This is a genomic window from Sphingobacterium thalpophilum (assembly GCF_901482695.1).
Taxonomy (GTDB): Bacteria; Bacteroidota; Bacteroidia; order Sphingobacteriales; family Sphingobacteriaceae; genus Sphingobacterium; species Sphingobacterium thalpophilum.
Map to the genome: position 1 here is coordinate 3,228,570 of NZ_LR590484.1, position 22,323 is coordinate 3,250,892.

Annotated in this window: 15 protein-coding genes; 12 read left to right on the forward strand and 3 right to left on the reverse strand. The window is 45.0% G+C overall.

Translation table 11 applies throughout. The features are described from left to right. The first annotated feature begins 9 nt into the window (after nucleotides 1–9). The 12 genes from FGL37_RS13405 to FGL37_RS13460 all read left to right on the forward strand — a co-directional run bounded on the left by FGL37_RS13405 (nucleotide 10) and on the right by FGL37_RS13460 (nucleotide 17,892). Nucleotides 10–1,650, forward strand: a complete 1,641-nt coding sequence (locus FGL37_RS13405) for a RagB/SusD family nutrient uptake outer membrane protein (RefSeq protein ID WP_028072227.1) — start codon at nucleotides 10–12, stop codon at nucleotides 1,648–1,650. Between the two features lie 141 nt (nucleotides 1,651–1,791). After that, a complete protein-coding gene (locus tag FGL37_RS13410) occupies nucleotides 1,792–3,006 on the forward strand; it encodes a SusE domain-containing protein (protein WP_081818021.1) in 1,215 nt (404 codons plus the stop codon). 51 nt (nucleotides 3,007–3,057) lie between these two features. Continuing rightward, entirely contained in the window at nucleotides 3,058–4,620 is a 1,563-nt protein-coding gene (locus FGL37_RS13415) for a DUF4832 domain-containing protein (RefSeq protein WP_232048694.1), read from the forward strand. Between the two features lie 521 nt (nucleotides 4,621–5,141). Then, nucleotides 5,142–5,702 carry an RNA polymerase sigma-70 factor gene (locus FGL37_RS13420; protein WP_028072225.1) on the forward strand — a complete coding sequence of 187 codons (561 nt, stop codon included), beginning with the start codon at nucleotides 5,142–5,144 and terminating at the stop codon, nucleotides 5,700–5,702. Nucleotides 5,703–5,767: 65 nt separating this feature from the next. Further along, a complete protein-coding gene (locus tag FGL37_RS13425) occupies nucleotides 5,768–6,727 on the forward strand; it encodes a FecR family protein (RefSeq protein WP_028072224.1) in 960 nt (319 codons plus the stop codon). Nucleotides 6,728–6,970: 243 nt separating this feature from the next. Then, nucleotides 6,971–10,384 carry a SusC/RagA family TonB-linked outer membrane protein gene (locus FGL37_RS13430; RefSeq protein ID WP_028072223.1) on the forward strand — a complete coding sequence of 1,138 codons (3,414 nt, stop codon included), beginning with the start codon at nucleotides 6,971–6,973 and terminating at the stop codon, nucleotides 10,382–10,384. Between the two features lie 11 nt (nucleotides 10,385–10,395). After that, nucleotides 10,396–11,889 carry a RagB/SusD family nutrient uptake outer membrane protein gene (locus FGL37_RS13435; RefSeq protein ID WP_028072222.1) on the forward strand — a complete coding sequence of 498 codons (1,494 nt, stop codon included), beginning with the start codon at nucleotides 10,396–10,398 and terminating at the stop codon, nucleotides 11,887–11,889. A gap of 5 nt (nucleotides 11,890–11,894) precedes the next feature. Then, nucleotides 11,895–12,632 carry a DUF4843 domain-containing protein gene (locus tag FGL37_RS13440; RefSeq protein WP_028072221.1) on the forward strand — a complete coding sequence of 246 codons (738 nt, stop codon included), beginning with the start codon at nucleotides 11,895–11,897 and terminating at the stop codon, nucleotides 12,630–12,632. A gap of 10 nt (nucleotides 12,633–12,642) precedes the next feature. Next, on the forward strand, nucleotides 12,643–14,154 hold the full coding sequence (locus FGL37_RS13445) for a PKD-like family lipoprotein (protein WP_028072220.1): 1,512 nt from the start codon (nucleotides 12,643–12,645) through the stop codon (nucleotides 14,152–14,154). Between the two features lie 18 nt (nucleotides 14,155–14,172). Further along, a complete protein-coding gene (locus tag FGL37_RS13450; protein WP_051607350.1) occupies nucleotides 14,173–15,648 on the forward strand; it encodes a TlpA family protein disulfide reductase in 1,476 nt (491 codons plus the stop codon). Nucleotides 15,649–16,046: 398 nt separating this feature from the next. Then, nucleotides 16,047–16,493 (forward strand): nuclear transport factor 2 family protein, encoded by a 447-nt coding sequence (locus tag FGL37_RS13455; protein WP_028072218.1) that lies wholly within the window; start codon nucleotides 16,047–16,049, stop codon nucleotides 16,491–16,493. Nucleotides 16,494–17,454: 961 nt separating this feature from the next. Continuing rightward, the gene (locus FGL37_RS13460) at nucleotides 17,455–17,892 is read left to right on the forward strand and encodes a nuclear transport factor 2 family protein (RefSeq protein WP_028072217.1); all 438 of its coding nucleotides are present in this window, start codon (nucleotides 17,455–17,457) and stop codon (nucleotides 17,890–17,892) included. A gap of 115 nt (nucleotides 17,893–18,007) precedes the next feature. Here FGL37_RS13460 and FGL37_RS13465 read toward each other — a convergent pair whose 3' ends face one another. The 3 genes from FGL37_RS13465 to FGL37_RS13475 all read right to left on the reverse strand — a co-directional run bounded on the left by FGL37_RS13465 (nucleotide 18,008) and on the right by FGL37_RS13475 (nucleotide 22,296). Next, entirely contained in the window at nucleotides 18,008–18,649 is a 642-nt protein-coding gene (locus tag FGL37_RS13465) for a DNA alkylation repair protein (RefSeq protein WP_028072216.1), read from the reverse strand. Nucleotides 18,650–18,842: 193 nt separating this feature from the next. Continuing rightward, on the reverse strand, nucleotides 18,843–21,536 hold the full coding sequence (locus tag FGL37_RS13470) for a peptidase associated/transthyretin-like domain-containing protein (RefSeq protein ID WP_028072215.1): 2,694 nt from the start codon (nucleotides 21,534–21,536) through the stop codon (nucleotides 18,843–18,845). Further along, the gene (locus tag FGL37_RS13475; RefSeq protein WP_081818019.1) at nucleotides 21,517–22,296 is read right to left on the reverse strand and encodes a GLPGLI family protein; all 780 of its coding nucleotides are present in this window, start codon (nucleotides 22,294–22,296) and stop codon (nucleotides 21,517–21,519) included. The genes FGL37_RS13470 and FGL37_RS13475 overlap by 20 nt, the downstream gene beginning before the upstream one ends. Nucleotides 22,297–22,323: the final 27 nt, after the last annotated feature.

Sequence of the window (22,323 nt, forward strand, 5' to 3'; positions counted from 1 at the left end):
GACATGAAAATGAAAAATATTATCACAACAAGTTTGGCGCTTATCGTATTGTTCTCATTGGGTGGCTGTAAGAATTATCTGGATGAAAATTTGAAAACTGAATTGGCTCCATCCAACACCTATACCAGCACCTATGGCTTCGAAGTGGGGAGCGCGGGTTTATATGCCCTGACCCGCTCAGAGTATAATACCTATGGCGAAGGCGGCGCTTTTATTCACAATGGCGCTTGTCCGTACGAAGCGCTGCAGGTGGCCACAGATATAGCCGATGCTATTAATAGCGACGGTTCGTTGACCGCTTTTGCCAATCTTACCCTGACTGCATCTGAGCGGTTTGTGGGTACTTATTGGAATTGGGCTTACAATTTGATATCATCGGCCAATCTGATGTTGGTCTATTCCGAAAAAAATACCAACTGGGATAGCCCGTCCGACAAAGCACGTTTTCAGGCTGAAGCACGTTTTTTTAGGGCATACGCTTACCGTACCTTGGTGTACCTCTACGGCGATGTGCCCTATGTCGAGACAATTTTGTATGATTTTCAGCTTAATTTTACCCGCACACCCAAAGCTGAGGTGATCGGTCATATGGTTGACGATCTAAAGTTTGCTGTAGATAATTTACCCGAAAATCCCGATGCTGTGAAGGAAGGGAAGCTGACCAAATGGGCAGCAAACCATCTCTTAAGCGAAATCTATCTGTTGCAGGGCAATCCTGCGGAAGCGGAAAAGGCAGCGTTGGCAGTGATCAATAGCGGTTATTACAATCTTATGAAAAATAGATATGGGGTGAATGGTGCCAAGCCCGGCGACGTATTTAGTGACCTGTTTCTCGAAAATAACCAAAATAGAAAAAGCGGTAACAAAGAAAGTATATGGGTATTGCAATTTCAGTTTAATACCATAGGTGGGGGAACCAATTCTGATGACTGGACGCGTAGAGCCTGGATACCTAACTACTCGTCGATCACAGGATTTGTCCTGGCCGATACCTTGGGCGGCAGAGGTATTGCACAGCTGGTGCCTATGAAATGGTGGGTGGGTACCAATGGTACCAATGCCACAGGCAATGTAGCCGGTATTTTCGAAGCCAATGATATGCGTAATTCGGGCTACAATATCAAACGCAACTGGTATTACAATAACGCCAACGAGACTTCGCTCTATGGCAAAAAAGCAAGTATCACCGAACAGACCTGGTTTACGACAAAAACCCTGTTCCCGGCGATCACCAAGTTCTTTTACGGCCGTCCAGAAAATTTAAGCTTGACGGGCAGTTACAAAGACCGTATGAAGTTCCGTCTGGCCGAAACCTATTTATTGCTTGCCGAAGCTTATCTAGGGCAAAATATGCCTGACAAAGCAGCCCAGGCCGTAAACGAGGTACGGAAAAGAGCCGGAACTTCGGAGATAACTGCCGCACAAATGAATATGGATTTCTTACTCGATGAGCGTATCCGTGAACTGGTGGGAGAAGAAAGCCGGAGGTTTACCCTGGTGCGTACCAATAAATTGGTGGAACGTGTCAAAAAGTACAATAATGCAATTAAGGATAAGATCACGGACAATAACATCTTGTGGCCGATTCCACAGGTAATCCGGGATGCAAATACAGGGGCACCATTCCCTCAAAATCCGGGTTACAATTAAATCAGGTCAGGAAGCTGGTCAAAAAAAGCAATAGCCATTTTGGGCAGCTTCGACATCTGATCACGAAATACAGCCAGGGCTGGTTAGGCGCTCAATGACGCCACCAGCATAATGGATAACCGTCAGTAAACTAATAAACAGATGAAAATAATCAATTATATATATAAAACCCTACTTTTTGTAAGCTTTGTCTTCTGCCTGTCGTCCTGCAAGAAGGGAGTTCAGGATATACCAAAAGTAGAGGAAACGATGACGCTTCAGCCTTCATCGGATAGCATTGCCCTGGACGGGGATCATCTTGACAAAGATATTGTCACCTTTAGCTGGACGCCGGCACGCACACAGTCAGATGATCATCTGGTAAGTTACACCACCGCTTTAGATGTGGTAGGCAACAATTTTGGTACCGGTACAGCTATATTTAATTATGAAGACGATAACGTATTCAGCAGGAGCTTCACTTCCGAGCAGCTGCAGAACTGGGCCAACGAAAAATGGGGTATACCTACAAATAAAAGCTTTACGCTCGAGTTTAGAGTGGTCGCGCAGTGGGAAGGTGGGGGCAGCTTTGAAGCACCAGAAGTCAGAACAGTCAGAGTGGCCGTTACTCCGATTAAAACTGTAGTGTTTGATGCCGACAAAGTGTTTTTGGGCGGCAGTGCCGTGGGCGTAAGCCGCGTTGAGATGCCAAAAACGTTGGAAAACCTCGATCAGTACGCGTATGTGTTGAACTTGCAGCCGGGAGAACTGGAGATTCCGGTGGAATTTAACGGCGAGACCAATTACGTCGTGGCCACAGATGGAAGCGATGTGCTCAATGATGGAAACCCTGTAGGTATCAGGATGAGAGAAAATGTGTTCTCCTGGAAAATAGAAACTGCCGGGCAGTACCGTGTTGTGGTCAACATGCAGAAGGCCACGGCAACCATCTATTCGCCAGCGAAAGCGCTTGCACCAAAGACAGTGACATGGACGGGGGATGCCCCATATACGACCACCGTTACCGATCTATGGATGCATGGCAGTATTAATGGCTGGGGTACACCATTGAAAATGGATTGTACGGTCAGTCTGGCCGATCCGCAGGTGCTGGTCTATACTGGGGGAAAAGTCGGCACGACCAAGTTTATCGTAACCGGAGATAATAGTAACAATAAAAATCTAGCTTACGCTTTCAGTGCTCCGCTTACATCTGCCGGTGCAGCCCAGACCTTGTCCCTTACGTTGGGCAAAGTAGCTGAATTGGGGGGCGGTACCGCCAGCGCAAACCGAAATTCGTATTTCACCATTCCGGCTACGACTAATGTGCTGATTTTTGATTTAAGAAATATGACCATCCTGGCCTTAAAGCGATGAGTGAACTGATGGTGTAAAAAAGAGCATAAATTAACTTTAACATTTCTAAAAGTGAAAAATATAAAATATAAAATAGCCTGTCTTAAAACAATCGCTGTCGTATTGTGTCTTTTAGCGGTTGCCTGTAAGAAAAGCGATACTGACCAAGAAAAGGACATACAGGGCACCTTGGTGAAACCCAGTTACAACAGAAGTTCCATCTTTCGCAACCCGTTGAACGGCTGGGTCATGTACGCTTCTGCGTCCGGCACGCCATCCTATTGGGACACGCAGTTTTACGTGCCTGATTTGGGTAAGACCGTCAAAGCCATTGATTATGCTTCTGCCTGCTATATTCGTACCAGCTGGCGCACCTTTAATCCTGCAGATGGCGTGTATGCCTGGAGAGATCCGGGTACAGCCTTATACAAAATGATCAAAGGTGCACAAGAGAAAGGATTGCCGATTGCTTTCCGCATCGTCGTTGATGGTCGGGACCAAGGGGCAAATACGCCACAGTTTGTGTTTGATGCAGGCGCCAAGTATTACATTGCCAATACATCATACCCAGACAGAAAAACACCAGTATTACAAGACCCTATTTTTAGAAAGTACTATACAAAACTGATTGAAGAGCTGGCAAAGGACTTTAACGATCTAAATAAAACTTCGTTTATTGACGCGTATGGACTCGGGCTATGGGGAGAGGGACACAGTGTCATTTATGAGGACTTAGATCACCCTTCTGGTCAGAATATTGAAGTGATTAAGGAAGAAGTCATCGACTGGATTTCCGATGTTTATACAAAAAATTTTACCAAGGTGCCTTTACTGATCAATTACCATCGTGTAGTCGGCGACCCTGCGGGAGACGGAGCACCCAACCCCAATTCCGAGAAGCTGTTGAATAAAATGATTAACAAAGGCTACAGCTTGCGTCAGGACGCTTTTGGGATGACGGCTTATTACCAAAGTTGGGAGAAAAATTTTGCCAAAGCCTGGAATTTTAAACGTCCGATTATCATGGAGGGCGGCTGGATCACAACAGGCACGCACCGCTACTGGATCGATCCGAGCGGAAAATACAGAGAGGGTCATCCCGAAGATGTGAGGCAGGGTGAATTTGATGCTTCACTAGAGGCAGGTGTGAATATGATGGATTTCCGCATCGGCGAGATTGAAAGCTGGTTTACCAAGTCTTTCTCTTTGTGTCAGCGCTTCATTTCCGAAGGGGGCTATCGTTTATATCCCGACCGGGTGTATTTACCGGAAAAAGTAAACGCCGGAACAGAAACGACCATTACCCATCGTTGGAGAAATATGGGCTGGGGTTATTTCCCTAATAATATCCCCCAATGGAACTATAAATATAAAGTAGCTTTTGCATTATTGGATGAAGACAGCAATGTGAAAAAAGTTTTTGTGGATGACAATGGAGAGCCATCTACCTGGCTCAAAAATAATCCTACATCGTATGAGCTGAAAGTTAACGTGGGTGTACCCGCAGGAAAATATACCTGGGCCGTAGCTATTGTCGATACGACAAATGGTGATCAGCCGGGAATAAAGCTTGCGGTCAATGGTGATCTTACCAGCGCCGGATGGTTGAAATTATTGGATGTACAAGTCCAATAAAAAGTGCCCTGCGGCCATCACAAAGCAGCCACCAATGAGGAGTTGGTGGCTGTTTCTTTGTACAGTAATTGTTTGCTTCCTATCTTCTTCTGTTTTGTGTTCTGTCATCCAATATTTTTATGTTAACCCTTCCAATTGGAAGGGAGGAGCTTGGCGTTTTTGTGCGCAGCAATCATTACCCGAAATGCGTAGATAAAAGATCAATGTTCATTACCGAGCCGTATATAATGCGCGCCAGTGGTGTAGGAAGCAGCGTAGATGATCGAAATATATTTGGAATTTGTTATTAAAATGAATTTATTTTTGATATTTTTCGGTTATTTGACGGTTTTTGTCAGATATTTACTAAAATTACGGGCACAATTGTTTTTTTCTTGAAAGTAATCGTAAGTTTAGGTGAGTGTAATACAATTGACAGAATATCTTTGAAAAATAAAATCTATTAAATAGGTAGATTATATTCTTGCAATTTGTATATTTGACCAGTTTCACAATGACCTAACATTAAAAATACGGCGGATATGGATGTGGAAGATCTAGAAAAGCAATGGGTTGTCTCTTTACAGCAGGGTGATAGACAGGCTTTTGCAGATATATATGATTTTTATTGGAAAAAGCTTCTGGCCATCGCGTTTACGTTGACCAAAGATAAGGATACTGCAGAGGAAATTGTACAGGAGGTATTTGTATCCTTATGGAATAGGCGTGAGTCGGTGAAGATTGTGTCTCTTTCTCATTATTTAGCTACCGCGGTCAAATTTTCCACCTTTAAGGCATTACAGCGTGCCCGGCGCCGCGAGGAAATCCTGAGCGCTGAAATGTCTCAGGATGCCTTTCAGCAGGACCAGAATACGATTGACGCCCGCTTTTTGCAGGAATATCTGCATGGTGTTGTTGACAGCTTGCCAGAGCGCTGTAAGCTGGTCTTTCAGCTGAGCCGTGATGAGCACTATTCCAACCGTGAGATCGCCGCAGAACTCCAGATTTCTGAAAAGGCGGTAGAGGCCAATATTACCCGGGCATTAAAAGTACTTCGTGTACAGCTCCGCAAGGTTGGTTTTATCTTTTTATTTTTTCTTTAAAAAAAATCAATTTCAATATAGGGGTACCCATAGACATGCGGTACTAATAATTAATGGACGACTTCATGGACAATAGTAATTTGCAGCAGTTAATCGATAAATATCTTCAGGGAACTATTTCTGTGGAGGAAAAAGAACGTTTGCTATCCTGGTATCGTCAACAGCAGGAAGAAGAGGCCGTCTGGCCCCTTAAGCCCGGTGAAACCGAACAGGATATCGGTCAGCGGATAAAAAGCAATATCTGGAAAGATATAGCCGCACCGCCAGTCCGTAAACGTACCTATTGGCCTTATGTCGCTACTGCAGCAGCCCTGTTGCTGGCATCTTTCGTCATTTTCATGCGCGCAGAACCGGTCGTAACGGAGCAGCAGGTAAATTTTTCAAAATCGGAAGGCAGAAACAATCGCTTCGTCTTACTGCCTGATAGTTCACGTGTCGTACTCCGGGCTGGAAGTAAATTGACCTACCCCAGCAATTTTGAAGGACAGACAAGAGAGGTTAGTTTGGAAGGGGAGGCTTATTTTGATATAAAGCATAAACAGGGGCGGCCTTTTATCATCCATACAGGTGAGGTCAGAACTACCGTTTTGGGAACTGCATTTACGATAAAGTATCCGCGAGCAGGCAAACAGGTGGAAGTTCTTGTTGAACGTGGAAGAGTACGGGTGGAGGACAGAAAGCAGGTATTTGCGGAATTGACAGCAGACCAAAAAATTGATATCGATGAACTGGCGGTAAAGCCTGCGGTTGAGAAAATCAATGTCCAGTCTGCCCTGAACTGGAAGCAGCAAGATATGGCTTTTGATGCACTACCTTTCGGTACTATAGCTAAAGGCCTGGAAAAACGTTATGGCGTGCGCCTGCATTTTGCCAACCAGACACTGGAAAACTGTCCTGTCAGCGGAAAATTCACGGGCAGCGAAACGATTGACGAGGTGCTTTTGAATATCTGTGCAACCCGAAATGCGACTTACCACAAAACCGGCGAGGGACAATATGAAATACAGGGTGCAGGCTGTCCTTAAAAAATAAAAACTAACAAAAATTAACTCAAGTATCAACGCCTAATGAAAACGAAAAAACAGACTTAACAACGAATGATAATGTAAAAACTCCCTGGCCGTAGGAAGCAAAACAGGGAGCTGAGCTTATCCATTTTTGTGAAACAATTAAACCCAATACAAATAATGCAAAAATTCTTGTTTTTTGCAAGTGGGGACTATTTTGCCCACTTTAACCCTAAACATCGAAAAATCTTTCTATCTACCATGAAAGTAAATTTGATCGGCGGCTTGTTGCTATCCAGCTCTTTACAATTGATGGCACTGCCCGAATCGTTGGGTCAACGGATGAATACGGTAAAGATCCATATGGGAACTTCATCTCTTTCATTGAAAAAGGCTCTTCAGGAACTTGAACATAAATCAGGGATAACCATTTTCTATCCAAGTGAGCTTGTGGACCGATATATGGCTCCGGTCATGGACACGCAGTCACGGTCCGTGTCGGAGACACTCCGACTGATGCTTCAGCAGACCAACCTGAATTTTAAGGAAACATCCCTGGGTGTGGTGCTGTTTGAGGATCCCGGAAAAACTGCTCTCCGGAATGAACGTGACCAACCTCGTCGTATCGGAGGCATCGTATTGGACGAAAATGGCCGGCCCATTGCCGGCGTGACCGTCCTGTTGAAAAATGCCAAGGATCCCCAGGTACGCGTGGAAAGCGGCAGTACAGCAACGGATCAAAATGGACATTGGGGGCTGCCGGCTACTGCTCCGGGGAGCGTATTGGTGTTTTCCATGATCGGCTATGTCAGCCAAGAGGTGCCGCTTTCAGGCAAAACAGAGTTTAGAGTGGTGCTCAAAACCCTTGAAAATAGGATAGAAGATGTGGTGGTCACCGGGCTCTTCGAACGTCCAAAGGAAATGTACACAGGGGCGGCCAGATCCTTTACGAAAGAACAGTTACAAAATGTCAGCAGTGACAACGTGCTATCAGCCATAAAATCGCTGGACCCTTCTTTTCAGATGCCTGAAAACCTAAATCTAGGGTCTAATCCCAACGCCCTGCCAGAGGTCACGTTGCGTGGCGGAAACAGTCTCATCGATCCCAACAGTTCAGGAAGCAGCCCATTCAACTATTCAAATAGCCCTAATACACCGCTGTTTATTTTAGACGGATTTGAGGTGTCGCTCTCCAGAATCAACGACCTCGACCTTACCCGGATCAAAAGTATTGATTTGCTTAAAGATGCTACGGCAACGTCCATCTACGGTTCACGTGCGGCAAATGGCGTCGTCGTAATCGAAACCATCCGCCCTAAATCAGGCAAGCTACAGGTCACCTATACAGGCAACATGACTCTGGAAATGCCCGATCTGAAAGGTTACGATGTGCTCAACGCTACCGAAAAATTGGAGCTCGAAAGACAGACCGGCGTATATAACAACAGTTGGAACAGCACCGATCAACAGCTGAAAACTATTTACAACAGCCGCCTCGCGGCCGTGCGATCGGGTGTTAACACGGATTGGCTGGCCCAGCCTGTACGGACCGGTATCGGACAAAAACATAATCTCTATCTCGAAGGAGGAAGAGAGGAAGTTCAGTATGGTGTCAACCTCAATTACTATAACAATGCCGGTGTCATGAAAGGATCAGGGCGACAGACGATGACGGGCAATACATTTTTAGCTTATCGATACAAAAATCTGCTATTCAAAAATGACCTTACCCTCGTATCAAACAAGGGAACCAATTCGCCCTACGGCTCATTTCGCCAATATGCGCAGCTGAATCCCTACTGGACGCCCTATAATCCGGACGGATCCTATAAAGTATACCTCGAGGATATCCTCAATGAGGAGACAGGAAAGCGTCTGACAAACTTTGACAGCTATGATAACCTGACGGACTATATTGGAAGACCGGTCAACCCCCTGTATGATGCAGCATTGAATCTGGTTGACCAGACAAACTACCATAGCATAATCAATAATTTTGCGTTGGAGTGGCAGGCATACAGCTGGCTTAAATTTAAAGGAACATTTGCCTACTTGTACCAGGCAGATGAATCGGATCGTTTTCTGCCGGCCCAACATTCCTCATTTACCAATGTGGCAACCTTTGAAAAAGGTTCTTACACCAAAGGTTACGGTAAAAATCAGCGCTATGAGGGGATTTTCTCAGCCAATTTCAATAAAACCTTTGACAAGAATCTGATTTTCGCTACGCTGGGGGCCAATATCAGCCAGGAAGACAACCATACTGAAACGTTCAAAGTTGTGGGTTTTCCTAACGCAAGTATGGACAATATGAGTCAGGGACTCCAATTTGCTACCGGAACGCGACCTGAGGGAACGGAAAATATAAAACGTCTGGCCGGTTTATTTTCCAACCTGTCGTTCTCGCACGACAACCGCTATCTATTGGATTTTTCTTTCCGTCTGGACGGATCTTCCCAATTTGGAAGTGACAATAGATTTGCGCCGTTTTGGTCTGCCGGAGCCGGCTGGAACCTGCACAAAGAACATTTTCTGGCCGGAGTCAAAGGATTAGACCGGCTTAAATTGCGCTATTCATTCGGTTATACCGGATCGCAGAATTTTGATTCATTTTATGGGAAGACAACTTCCCGATACTTTAACTCCACCGATTACCGTGGTATGATCGGTACTTATCTGCTCGGATTTGGCAATAATGCACTGGCGTGGCAAAAAACACAAAAGAATAATATAGGTCTGGATCTAACCTTGTTTAATCGCTTTGATCTTACGGCCAATTACTATATCGAAAAGACAGAAGGATCGATCGCGAGTATATCCACGGCGCCTTCAACGGGATTCGATCAGTACAAAGAGAATATGGGCGATCTGGAAGCAAAGGGCTGGGAGTTATATACACGTTACAATATAGTGAGCAATACGGCAAACAGAAACAATTGGTCTGTATTTGTCAACCTCTTTTCCGTCAAGACCAAGATCACCAAGGTTTCCAACACGATTGCAGCGCTGAACAAGGCGGCTAACGAAGAGTTATCCTCCCTTCCGATTACCCGATATGCCGAGGGACAATCACAGACAGCCATATGGGCGGTCCCTTCTCTAGGTATCGATCCGGCGTCAGGCTATGAGATTTTCAGGACCAGAGATGGCAAATTAACCAATACCTACAATCCCTTGGATCAGGTCATAGCCGGCGATTCACGGAGTGATGTGGAAGGAACTTTTGGAACCAATTTTGAATACAATGGCATCGGCTTTAACGCATTTTTCCGCTTTCGTGTAGGAGGACAGGCCTATAACCAGACCCTTGCCGACCGGGTAGAAAATGTCGATGCCCGTCTTTACAATGTGGATCGTAGGGTAGCCGAAGAACGCTGGATGAAACAAGGGGACCATGTGTTTTACAAGGGATTGATTGATGCTGATGGTTATGCTATTACAACACCTACCTATGCGACGTCGAGATTTGTACAGAACGATAATCTGCTTTCATTGGAAAGTGTTTCGGTGTTTTACCGCTTCAAAGACCAGTTTACCAAACGCTGGGGTATGAGCAATACGAAGATCTCCATGTATTCCAATGACGTGTTCCAGATGTCTTCTATACGGCGCGAACGCGGTCTTGACTATCCTTTTGCCCGTTCATTTACGCTTCAATTATCTACCAGTTTTTAAAAGCCACGCAGATGAAAATCATTTACAACAACAGGACTTATATTATATTGCTTATGGTAGGACTGGGCATTTTAGCTCAATCCTGCAACAAATGGCTGGATGTACAGCCCGGTACACAGACTACCGAAGAAAAGCAGTTCTCGTCGGAGCAGGGCTATAAGGATGCCCTGATTGGCATTTATCAGAAAATGGCTCAGGCAAATAGCTACGGGAAAGAACTAACCTATGGTTGTTTGGACATCCTGGCACAGCTCTATGAAAATAAATCCAATGCCAATACGGATGCCTATGGCCGGTTGGCAAGATACAATTACATCGATGCAACAGCAAAATCTTTGCTGAGCAGCTTATGGACTACACAGTACAGTACTATTGCACAAGCAAATTATCTGCTCAAGGATATTGACGCTGACAAAGGGCTATTTAGCGGGGTGAATTACCAGCTTATAAAGGGCGAAGCATTAGCCGCGCGCGCCCTGCTACATTTTGATCTTTTGCGTCTATTTGCGGCTGCGCCTGCTGCCGGCACGGACACCGATGGCAAAGCTATTCCCTATATAACGGCATTTACGGTCAACCCTGGCAAAGCGCTTACGCGCAGTGAAGTCTTGGGGTTAGTGGAGAAAGACCTGAAAGAAGCGGAGTCTTTATTGGAAGTATATCCCGATATCGACCAGATCAAGGATAATGCTTCCAATACATCGTTGGAAGTCTTTACCATGTTTCGCCAGAATCGCCTGAATGTGTGGGCTGTCAAGGCACTGTTGGCCAGGGTATATCTCTATCAGGGAAATAAAGCCGAAGCATTAAAATATGCCAAAGCGGTGATTGACAGTCAAAAGTTTGAATTTGTCAACGGCAACACCAATACGGTCAGCCCAACCTCATCGACCTCAAACGCAATTTTCAGTACAGAGCATATTTTTTCAGTCTATAAATCTGACTTAAAGGCTATTTCGGACCGCTATTTTAAGACAGAAGCCGGTGCGGCCGAAAACGAGGACCTATTTACCACATTGGCCAACCTCAATAGCTGGTACGAAGTATCGGTCGCAGGCCATGCCATCGATATCCGTGGACCTCAGGCCTCCAATAGCCGCTGGAATCAGTTCAACGCCAGTACAGTTTACAACACAAAATATTATGTCGGTAACAACGTCACCAACGTAAACCAGAAGTTGGTACCCGTGATCAAGCTCTCGGAAATGTACTATATCGCCGCTGAAGCTAGCGAAACGATTGACCAGGCGCTGGTTTACCTCAATAAAGTACGTACAGCACGGCTAATCCCCGCATTGTCCGCAGGTTCGGTCAGTACCGCTGCGCTGCTTGAGACCGAATTGTTCAAAGAGTACCGGAAGGATTTCTATTCCGAAGGGCAGCTGTGGTTTTACTATAAGCGTAAAAATTATAACAGCCTGCCGAATTCGGTGGGCGGAACGATGGACAATACAAAATATACTTTCCCTCTACCGGACAATGAAATAGAATTTGGCTTGAATTAAAGATCATGAAGAAAAGATTACTCACTTTTATCGGGGCAGGTATCGCCCTTGTGTGCTGCTTACAGGGATGTAAGGAGGACGCTAAATTGATGTTTGATGACAGCGAACCCAAAGTTTCGTTCGACAAACGCTTCTCAGGTACCCTTGTTGATAGCGTAAACTACAGCTTTGCCTTTCAGTCCAGCGATATCGTGACAGATACCGTTCAGATACCGCTTCGGATTATTGGCTTGCCCCGTCCAGTGGACCGTCCCGTCGCCATTGCATTGACAGCTGGTTCGACAGCGAGGGAGGGATATCATTTTAAGCTCGAAAATGCTTTTATTCCAGCAGATGCTTCGGATGGTCTTGTGGATCTGATATTCTTTCGCCGGGCAGGGCTCAAAGACAGTGTGGTGACAGCCGAATTAAAGATTGTCGCCAACAATGATTTTAAACCCGGTTACGATGACAAAGGTGTTTCCGCGGTGCTGGATAGGCTGACCTGGCGTTTCACTTTGACGGATAAGCTGGAAAAGCCCAGTATCTGGGATTCTTACTGGAAAAATCTGTTTGGCGATTATTCCAACACCAAGATCCTGTTTCTGACCCAGCTGCTCAATTATAGCAATTGGAATCAGGGAGGATTGTTTCCACAGGATAGCAACAGGATGCTGGCCCAGGCGCGATTGGGTATCTACGAATATGAAAAGGCCAATGGGCCGATGTTGGATGAACATGGTAACCGTGTCATTATTCCCTAAATAAAATAGCATGAAAACAACGAGATTATCAACTGTACTATATCTGTCCTTACTTGTATTATTTACCTTATCTTGTGCGAAGGACGAGGGCAATTACAGTTATACTGAACTGGAAAAAGTGAGTTTCTCCGGCGAGAAAAATAACGAGACGATTTTTGTCAGGCAGGGTGAGCCATTGACGCTGTCACCTGAGATATCCTATCAGGGAGATGCCAGTGACCTTTCGTATGAATGGTTTGTCTACCTCAATTCAGCAAGTGCCAGTTACGTACAGGATAGTACGCTGATTGCAAGGACCAAATCACTGAACTATACCGTATCACCCGATGTTTTCGTGCTGGGTGAAAGTTACAAACTAACCTATAAGGTGACGAACAACAAAACCGGTATTTCGGTATTCCAGTTTTATCAGCTGGAAGTTCAGGATCTATTTACCCAGGGCTGGATCTTCTTGGAAGACAAGGCTGGCAGGGCAGACCTTTCAATGATTTTGCGTAATGGAACAGTGTACCATGATATCTACAGCGGGCGTAATGCCGGCTATCCTATTGCCGATCCCCGGAGCTTTACTATATCGCCGCAGTCCGTTTCCGACGGCGTGGCGCAGGATGGTAAGAAATTTTATATTGTGGGGGCCAACGACGCCATCGAGCTCGACGGGAATACGATGCAGAAGCGTTTTGATTATGCCTACCTGTTTTTTCAGCCGCCGGCAACGATCAAGCCCGAATATATTGCCTGGGGCGGCGTCAATGGCAATAACCTCGGGCTGCTGATCAACGGTGGTAAACTGTATCCCAATATGGTCGGCGGATTTCCCGGAGCCAAAAAGTTTGGCGCAGAGATGAAATCATCTAGCCACAATTATGATTACGATCTGGCCCCGCAGCATATTTCCGGTGTCAACTATTCCGATACTTACAATGTATTTGTTTTTGACCGGCTCAATCGCTGCTTCTATGCTGTTACCTCCAGTAACCTTAATGCATTCGACCCAGCTTCGCAAAATACTGCGCTCTTTGATATGAATAATGTAGGCATGGACCTGATTAAACTGGACTCTTCCAATGTGAGCACCGTGCGTAATGCCATTATGCGTACCACAGATGGATCCGACGCTTATTTGTTACAGTTTAGAACCACACGCACCGCCGTAGAGCCCACGATAAATGTGGCCAAACAGCGTCTGGACGCACCGGGACTGACCAAAGCGGCCGACCTCAGCTGTTCTACCCTGTCACCACATATCTTTTATGTTGCAGATGGTAAACTTTATCGATATGAGGTGACCTCTAATACCTATACCGTAGAATATCAGCTGCCGGCCAATGAGGCCGTTAGCAAAATAAAATTTGAACGGCATGGATATGGCGAAGGATTGCCACGCTTGATTGTGACCACCTGGAACGGGACCGAAGGGAAGGTCTATTATTTTAAAGTGAGCCCTACAGGGACAGTCCAGCAGCTGGACAAAACCTTTACAGGTTTTGGGAAAATTATTGATTTAGCCTATAAATATTAATTAAAAAACAGACAAGACATGAAACTTAAATTGATGATAGGCCTTTTGTTGGCCTCGGCAACAGTGTTTGCCCAGCAGGCGGACCGTGCCAAAATGGAGCGGTATTATCAGATTGCCAATGGAGGCAACGCCGAAAGAAAGGACTCTCTGGCGAATGCCCTATTTGCTGAATCCAAAAAATACAGTACCGAAGAGGAGTACCGTACAGCCATCAATGTACTGCGTATGCTGGAAAGAGAAGACAAACAGCTTGCTCTGGAAAAAGTGGCAACTAAAAAATATCCTAAAGGAAAGATTACCAGGGAAGCTTTTGTAACGAACGTATTCTATAAAGCAGATGAAACCGCTGCCAAGGAAAAAGCATATCTGGAGTTGATCAAGAAATGGCCGGTGGCAAATTTTCCGGGAGATGAATTGACTTATGATTATGTGCTGGCGTCTCTGGCAACTTCCTTTGCCAAGGATGGGGATGCAAAAAAGGCAAGCCATTATTTAGGGCAGATGAAAGAGCGTTTCTGGCGTGGAAATGGTTACATACCGACTGGTCAGGCCTTACTGGCTGCTGGCGATACAGCCGCTGCTGCACCCATTTTGAAGACAGCAATGGATGACGCTTATTATTATATTAGTCTGCCCGAGGATCAGAAAGATAACAAAGCCAAGTTTGCTTCCATGGGCTATGCAAGTGCCATGTCGGCTTATGTCAATATTTTAGTTGGACAAGGAAAGTATCCGGAAGCACTGGAGTATATCGATAAGGCGCTGGCCGTAGCGCCAGAACAGGCGGATGGACTCGCGAGGGTACATGCAAAGACACTTTTGGGGGTAAATCGTAAACTTGAAGCTTACAATGTTCTGTCCAGACTCTATGCTAAAGGACAATTTGACACCGAGCCCGAACTAAAAAAGTTGTACGGTGAACTCAATGGTACTTTAGCCGGTTATGAGCAGTATAATGCCACGCTTAAAGAAGAACTTGTCAAAAATATACGTGAACATATCAAAGGAAATAAAGTATTCAAAAAAGCACCTGATTTCGAATTGCTAAATCTAAAAGGCGACAAAGTAAGCTTGGCAAGTCTAAAAGGGAAAGTTGTGGTGCTCGACTTTTGGGCCACCTGGTGTCAGCCCTGTGTGCGTTCATTTCCAGGAATGAGAGCCGCCCAAGAGTTATATGCCAATGATAAGGATGTACAGTTTATATTTGTCAATACTTGGGAGCGGGACAAAAACTACAAAGAGAATGTCGCCAAGTTTATCGACAAAAATCAGTACCCTTTTGAAGTGATTTTTGATGATCAAAAAGATCCGGAAACAGGAAAGCTGCTTGCAGGCAAGCTAGGTATCAACGGTATACCTTCGAAATTTATCCTGGACAAAGAAGGTAATATACGCTATATGCTGACTGGGTCAACCTCCAATGTTGATTATATCAAATTAGAAATGCGCGAACTGATTGAGTCAGCAAAAAAACTTGATCCTAACCAAGGCTGACCAAAGTAATTCACCCACGACCGCCAGTCAACCTTTTGCTGGGCTCCTAAAGTAGTGTGCGCATGCGAACAACTTCAAACAAGATTGTTCGCATGCGCACACTTCCTTTTTTTAAGAAGATCTTGATAGGTTCCTTACAGTGCCCTGAGGGCACAATCAACGATTTTGTGCCAACTGGTATACTATTTGGCACGCAGCTGATAAAATGGGTCATTATATTCTTTACGAACGCTTTCCTAGGAACAAGTAGCGTGGGGAAATGAAACTTTACCTTTTTATTTCCATCATTGGCCGAGTTGTTCCGATCGTTGGCCTAAAGCGCAGCAAATAACGGTAGGATGACCCGTAGTTTTGAATCAGCAATTAAATAAACTAACACAATATTAAATAAAATCGTTATGAAAGCACTTATAAAGACATTAGCAGCCACAGCGCTATTTGCCGTATCCACATCCGTTATGGCCGCCCGAGATCCCGAGATTAAATCCGGGAAAGTAAGCATTAATCTGTCCACTGCAGACTTTGCCCTTGGCCATTATATCGCTGTGACGACAAAGGGACAATCTGCGGGCGTGGAGCAGTTGTTTGCCACAGATTTTAAGCAGACGATTCAAGCTTCCCATGCGCACACCTATGGACGTAATGCCCTTGTTAAGTCTTTAAAAAAACAAAAAGGAGAAATTCTGAACTGCAAAGTGAATATCAAGATCGTTGAAAAATCAACAGATTGTATGATTGCAAAAATTGTACTGACATTTGAACACTTCAGTATGACAGACCTTGTGACACTGGTGTATGCAGACGGCAACTGGAAGGCGTCCAGGTCAATCCATTCCTATAACTAACATCCTATTACAGATGAAAAAGTCTGAAATTTTAATAAATACATCCTGAATGAACAAATCAATGTTTGGGAATTAATTTCAATATCTCATCCGTATTTTTGCGTTGGCTTTGATATTTAAGTGTATAAGCTAGGCCATTTTTGGGTGAGATTCTTTTTAATTGTTTTGATAAATAATTTAAAGATATTTGTGTACGACAGTTCAGTGGTTGTGGATTGAAAATTGACCGCTTTTATGGATTTTCTGCCCATTTAAAAGTAGTAATTATTTCCGAATTATCCCAAGGTGTTGAAGGTAGAGCGTCAGTTTCGGTTTCTACCTGCAACTGGATCGACTCCTTAGATTGGTAGGCGTGGCTTTTTACGTCAAAAGGGCCTGATGTTATCAGACCCTTTCTCTTAGCGTTGTTCTGTACAGTAATTTTTATGTTTCCTATTGTTTCCTCTTTTATGTTTCGTCATCCAATGCTTTTAAAAACTATTGGATTTTTACTGTACGACGCCAATTTTTATGTCGGTCCTTTCTTGCGAAAGGCAGCTATTGGCTTCATTCTATTGTAAGAACAGCTGCAGTCTGGAAATAGTTTTATCAGAATGATTTTTTTTCATTTTTTTTAGGTCAGCAATACACTAATTATTTCACAACAGATAAAATATACAATAGATCATGCTCAGGTTAAACGCTGCATGGCATAATATAGCACCCCAAATTGCTCCTGATTTTACTTTGAAAAGGTAAAATATTCTGCTTGCAAAATACATCGACAAACTCCAAATAAGTGAAGGTATTAAAAGCGGAAATGCCAACTCTCCTGTACATTACTCAGCTTCACCTCCCCATTTCCCCCGTTCACCGAGTTTTCATGCCCATTGGTCTAAAGCCCATGGGCTAGGGGCTGTTTGTGTTGTAGTTTTGAATCAACAAATAAGAATAAGTACTAATACAAAAAAATAAAGACATTATGACAACGCTAGTAAAAACATTCGCAGCAGCAGCCCTGATCGCAGTATCCACATTCGCTATGGCAGCTGAGGGCCCCGGTACAAAATCAGTTAAGGCAAACGTCAATCTGTCTACAGCAGACTTTGCCCTTGAGCACTATATTGCGGTCACTACCACAGGTGAGTCAGCAGGCGTTGAGCAGCTGTTTACCGGAGATTTCAGCCACAAAGCCAACGCCACTACTCATCACCGTGATGCGGTGGTGAAATTCTTTAAAAAACAAAAAGGAGAGAAACTGAACTGCGAAGTGAGTACGGATATCATTGAAGAGTCAGCTGATTTTATGGTGGCTAAAGTGACTATGAAATTTGAAAATTTCACCAAGACCGACTTAGTTACTTTGGTACGTGAAGATGATAGCTGGAAGGTATCGCGTTCGATCAACGCTTACAGATAGAACACAACGACTAGTGGTCGGTCAGCACAGCCGAAGACTGACCACTAGTGAATCATATGTTTATAAGTTTAGTGTAAAGCCACGTCGTGAGATGTGGCTTTTTTACGTCAAAAGGTTATAAATTCCTTTTGTTACTTTCTATTGCGATAAACTCGGGTAAATATTCCGGGGTGCAGCCTTTTGACACCATTTTACCTTTATACAAACCTGTTTTTTCTCCGAGAGCGATGCAGCGATTTCGATAGTTTTTTTCGTAAACGCCAATCCAGCCTGCTGTAAAATTCATTGCCCATTGTACGTGAGGCTCTTCGTTTTCAATTTGTTTCTCAATAGCTGATAACAATATTTCACTACCTGCTTGTGGTTTGCCCATCCAGCGTAAGCGCGCCTGATAATACCAATAAATTCGCCTTTTAAGTGAATTGGGACTGTCTTTCCACAGTTCGATTACAGCGATTGTCTTTTTGTCTTTGGTGAGCTGGTTGGCCATTAACCAGTCCACTAGTTGTAGCTTCTCCTTCTCGCTATGTCGATTCATGTCGTTGATCAGTTTGTCAATAACATCTTCGCTTAGATATTTTTTGTCCATAATTAAGATGGCCAATTGCTGAGCAAAAAAGAAGTTGGACGACCAAAGTTCCATGGCTAATTCATGGTCTTTTTTTAAATCTTTTGCAATGATCCGTATATCGCCAAGCTTGGTATTGTGGTCCTGTAATTTAGCTAAAATGATTTGTGCTCTCCTTGATAAATCCATAATTATCCAAAAGTTTAGTGTTCAGTGCGGGAGTAATTCTTTTCGTTTATCAGTTTCGTTCCCATTCTGAACGCTGCGATTACTATGGTTAAAAATAACATTTATTTATTGGTCTCACGCCCCATTTAGCTTACCAAAGCATGCTTTTTTTTAGAAGTCCTTCGATGTGCTATTATTTTTGTAGCAAAGGTCCTTAGAAATTATAATCTACGCCAAAGCTTATGTACCGGGGCAGGAGCCGGTACTCCGTGGTGGAACGCGAGATGTCTGTGAGCAGCGTGTTTCTGAAAGAACGGGTGTTCAAGATATTTTTGGCCGTTATATCAAAACGGGTCCGGTATTTTTTGAGGTCATAAAACAGCGAAAAATCCGAAAAGTAGTACGTTTGTTTTTTTTGGTCGGGCATGGCGCCAAAGCGATAAGATTCGTTTTTGAGGCTGATCTGCAGATTGTCGTTACAGCGCAAAAAGAGATTCAAAAAAGCCTGGCTATTTGTCAAGCTGTTTGTCACACCTTCCATGCGGTAGCTGCTGGTCTGCAAGCTATACCCTGTATATATGTTGAAGCTGGATTTCCAGGAGCTTCTGAACGAAAGCCCATAGTCGTAACGGTCTGTGCGGATTTGCCTGCGACCCAGGCCGACGACCAAGTTTTCATAATCCACGGTGTTGAAGCCGATATCCAAGCGTACATTTCCGTTGAAAGGTCTCAGAAAATAGTTCAGCTCCGCTTTCGCAGAAGTCATCGTTTTATTTTTCAGCAAAAGCTGTTGCACGAGGTTAAAATTGGGGTTAAGGTCGCTTTCCGTTCCAATATAGTCCAACAGGATCTGATGCCCGATTTGCAGGTTGGCAAAAAAGCGGTCGGTCATATTGCCATAGGTATAGAGGAGCGATCCACCCGAACTGCTCAGCGTTGCTAAGTTATCCATTCCCTTTATAAAATTGCGCACACCTGTGGTGTAATAGTTGGGTATCAGGTCGGTGAGTTTGGCGTTCTGCTGTTGAAAAAACAAATCGGCTTCCAGTCGCCCCTTACGGTGTACAGTCCATTTGCCTGATACACCCGGCGAGAGTAATAGGTCGTTTTTGTGTTTTTGAACCTCAAAGTTAATCAGTCTGCTGTATAACGCGCCCACTTGCAGACGTGGCGTCACCTCCCAGACGCGACGCTTTACCGTGTATTTCGAAACAAGGTTCGTCTGAAACAAACGTAGGGTCATGTCGTTGGCAAATTTGGGGGGGTACACCACCGTCTTCTGCTCTGCTTCGGGGCTGGGGAGTAGCCGCAACTGGCCGTTGAGCTCCTGCTGTTGATAGGTTGAGCTCAATCCCAGCTCGAAGAAATTGCCATTCTGTTGCCGGCTTACATAATGTGTGGTCGCCCCCAGATAACGCAGTTTGTTGTCTATATGCTGTTGCACCTCGCTCACTGGGTCAGGACCAAAAAGATCTTCATAATAATATGGATTGATGCTGTAATCAACCGGCGACTGCTGGCTGATAAAACGTATCGAGCTGACCAGGGCTTTGCGTGGCGACAGTTTACGGCTGTACGTCAGGTTGTGATTAGTTAGGTAGCCTTTGTTTTTGGTGGATTCTAGGCTGGCTGTATTATTAAAAAGCAGTTTGCCCACCTCATTGGTGTTCAACGAACCCAGTGTACCGGTGTAGCTAAGTGTGGTATGAGTGGCGGGTTCGTACTGCAGCTCCAGTTTGGTGAAATAATTGTCGATTTTACGGGCAAAAGCATAGTTTTCAGTGGTGGTAAACTGAATGTCTGGTAGATTGTACTCCTGCACCGTATGGCGATAAAACGACTTTTTTGTGGGGTTGGCAAAGCCCAGCCATTTGATTTTGATTGCCGGCGTAGGATTCAAAATGGTATTTAATGATATGAGCTTGTCATTGTTGAAATTCGTGCGTCGATAGTCGAAACCGGGCAGGTTGGGCGTATTGTCAATAAGTGTCGGTGTACTTACGTCTTGACCGATTTGACCGGGTTCGTTGGCCGGGCCGGACTGAATCAGGTGGTTGATGCTGCTTACAGCATCGTAGCCATTATTGTTGGCGCTGGCCAGTAGGTAATATTTGTTGCGCTTGCCAAAATTCATGAGGTTGGCGCTGGCCTGGTAATATTTGGCACCAATTGGTGAGCCCTGCAGCCCGACCGAGCCCAGCCATTGGCTTTTGCTATCCGCTTTCAGTTGCAGATTAAGAGCGACCTTATCGGAGTTTTCGATGCCTTTCAGTTGTTTGTTATTGGAATAGCGCTGCAGTACCTGAATTTTCTCCAGCGGTTGCACGCTCATATTTTGCGTAAGCAGGCGGTAGCCCTTTTCAAAAAAGTCATCGCCCTCTACCATGACCTTTTCCACCTCTTTGTTGCCGATCTTGATGCTGCCATCGGTGCCTACGTTGATTCCGGGAATTTTGCGCAGCAGGTCTTCCACGTTGCGCTCATCACCCTGCAGAAAAGACTTTGCCACCAATTCGATGGTGTCCCGGCCATGCCGGTAGGGCTGCTTGGCATGTATAAGCACTTCCTGTAAACGCTGCACACCGCCGGCCTGCATGTGCACATCGATAAGCGTATCAGCTCGCACCGGTTCAATGGCCAGGCTAAGCGGTTCATAGCTAAGCGCTTTGAACTGCAGTATGAATTTTCCACGTTGCAGGGTTTGCAGATGGTAATTTCCCTCGGCGTTGCTAAAGGTGTAGGCCAGCATCTGCGAATCTGCCGCAAGGCGCAGATCGATGCGCACACCGCGCAGCGCTTCACCCTTGACCGTAACCCTGCCATGTATATTGACCTGTGCCCCTGCAAATAAGGGCAGTAGGCATAGGCCAAGCCAACCAGCTATACGCTTAATTTTTTTCCCACTCATATACCTGTTCGACACTGCCACGAACTTTTTGGCGTTCCACGGTTACACCTTCCATCACCGGCATTTTGCTCATCATCATGCGCATTCGCTCTTCCGTTTCAAGATCTACTTTTTTTATGTAGCTCTCCAGGCTGAGCTTGGGCAGCGACTGCATGTATTTTTCGTTGACAGGTACATTGCCAGTGTAGGGGTACTCAATTTCTTTGAGCAGCCAATAATTGGGGTTGGCCCCTTCGTTGTATAGCATGACGATAAGGCCGGGCAGACCACCAAATTTATAAGGCCCAGCAGGTACGGGAATATCGTTGGTATAGTAGGCGACCAGTGTAGTCCCACGGTAGGCGGCTGTAGCTTTGTGGCATATATGCTTGCCCAAGGTATCTACATCCTTATAGTTAGTATTCCAGACGAGGGGCGGAAATTCGTCGCTGATCAGGTAGTTGCTGCCTTTGAGCGAGCAGGTTTCGAGCAATTGAGGTACATTGTTTTTTTGGATAACGATGTTCCGGTAGACTTTGCCCATATCCAGCGTAAGGGACATGCTGCCGCTCAGCTCATCCTCGTCGCTGTTGTCGGCAGCTTGAGGTTTGGGCAGTGGCAGCGAATCGCGAACAGCAGTCTTCACGCCGTCCTGAAAATAAACCTCCTCCCGAAAAGTAGCCATAGGTGATGGCAGGTATTCGTACACCGCTTTTAGTTTTTGGCCATACGTAACCGTCATGGCCAATAAGAATACAAAGAATAGAGAATATCTGTACATGATCGTTGGATTGAAGAAAGCGAGGCC

Excerpts from the sequence above, each read along its gene's own strand:
- FGL37_RS13405 (WP_028072227.1), top strand. The coding sequence starts at position 10 with ATGAAAAATATTATCACAACAAGTTTGGCGCTTATCGTATTGTTCTCA.
- FGL37_RS13410 (WP_081818021.1), top strand. The coding sequence starts at position 1,792 with ATGAAAATAATCAATTATATATATAAAACCCTACTTTTTGTAAGCTTT.
- FGL37_RS13420 (WP_028072225.1), top strand. The coding sequence starts at position 5,142 with ATGGATGTGGAAGATCTAGAAAAGCAATGGGTTGTCTCTTTACAGCAG.
- FGL37_RS13425 (WP_028072224.1), top strand. The coding sequence starts at position 5,768 with ATGGACAATAGTAATTTGCAGCAGTTAATCGATAAATATCTTCAGGGA.
- FGL37_RS13430 (WP_028072223.1), top strand. The coding sequence starts at position 6,971 with ATGAAAGTAAATTTGATCGGCGGCTTGTTGCTATCCAGCTCTTTACAA.
- FGL37_RS13435 (WP_028072222.1), top strand. The coding sequence starts at position 10,396 with ATGAAAATCATTTACAACAACAGGACTTATATTATATTGCTTATGGTA.
- FGL37_RS13440 (WP_028072221.1), top strand. The coding sequence starts at position 11,895 with ATGAAGAAAAGATTACTCACTTTTATCGGGGCAGGTATCGCCCTTGTG.
- FGL37_RS13445 (WP_028072220.1), top strand. The coding sequence starts at position 12,643 with ATGAAAACAACGAGATTATCAACTGTACTATATCTGTCCTTACTTGTA.
- FGL37_RS13450 (WP_051607350.1), top strand. The coding sequence starts at position 14,173 with ATGAAACTTAAATTGATGATAGGCCTTTTGTTGGCCTCGGCAACAGTG.
- FGL37_RS13455 (WP_028072218.1), top strand. The coding sequence starts at position 16,047 with ATGAAAGCACTTATAAAGACATTAGCAGCCACAGCGCTATTTGCCGTA.
- FGL37_RS13460 (WP_028072217.1), top strand. The coding sequence starts at position 17,455 with ATGACAACGCTAGTAAAAACATTCGCAGCAGCAGCCCTGATCGCAGTA.
- FGL37_RS13465 (WP_028072216.1), bottom strand. The coding sequence starts at position 18,649 with ATGGATTTATCAAGGAGAGCACAAATCATTTTAGCTAAATTACAGGAC.
- FGL37_RS13470 (WP_028072215.1), bottom strand. The coding sequence starts at position 21,536 with ATGAGTGGGAAAAAAATTAAGCGTATAGCTGGTTGGCTTGGCCTATGC.
- FGL37_RS13475 (WP_081818019.1), bottom strand. The coding sequence starts at position 22,296 with ATGTACAGATATTCTCTATTCTTTGTATTCTTATTGGCCATGACGGTT.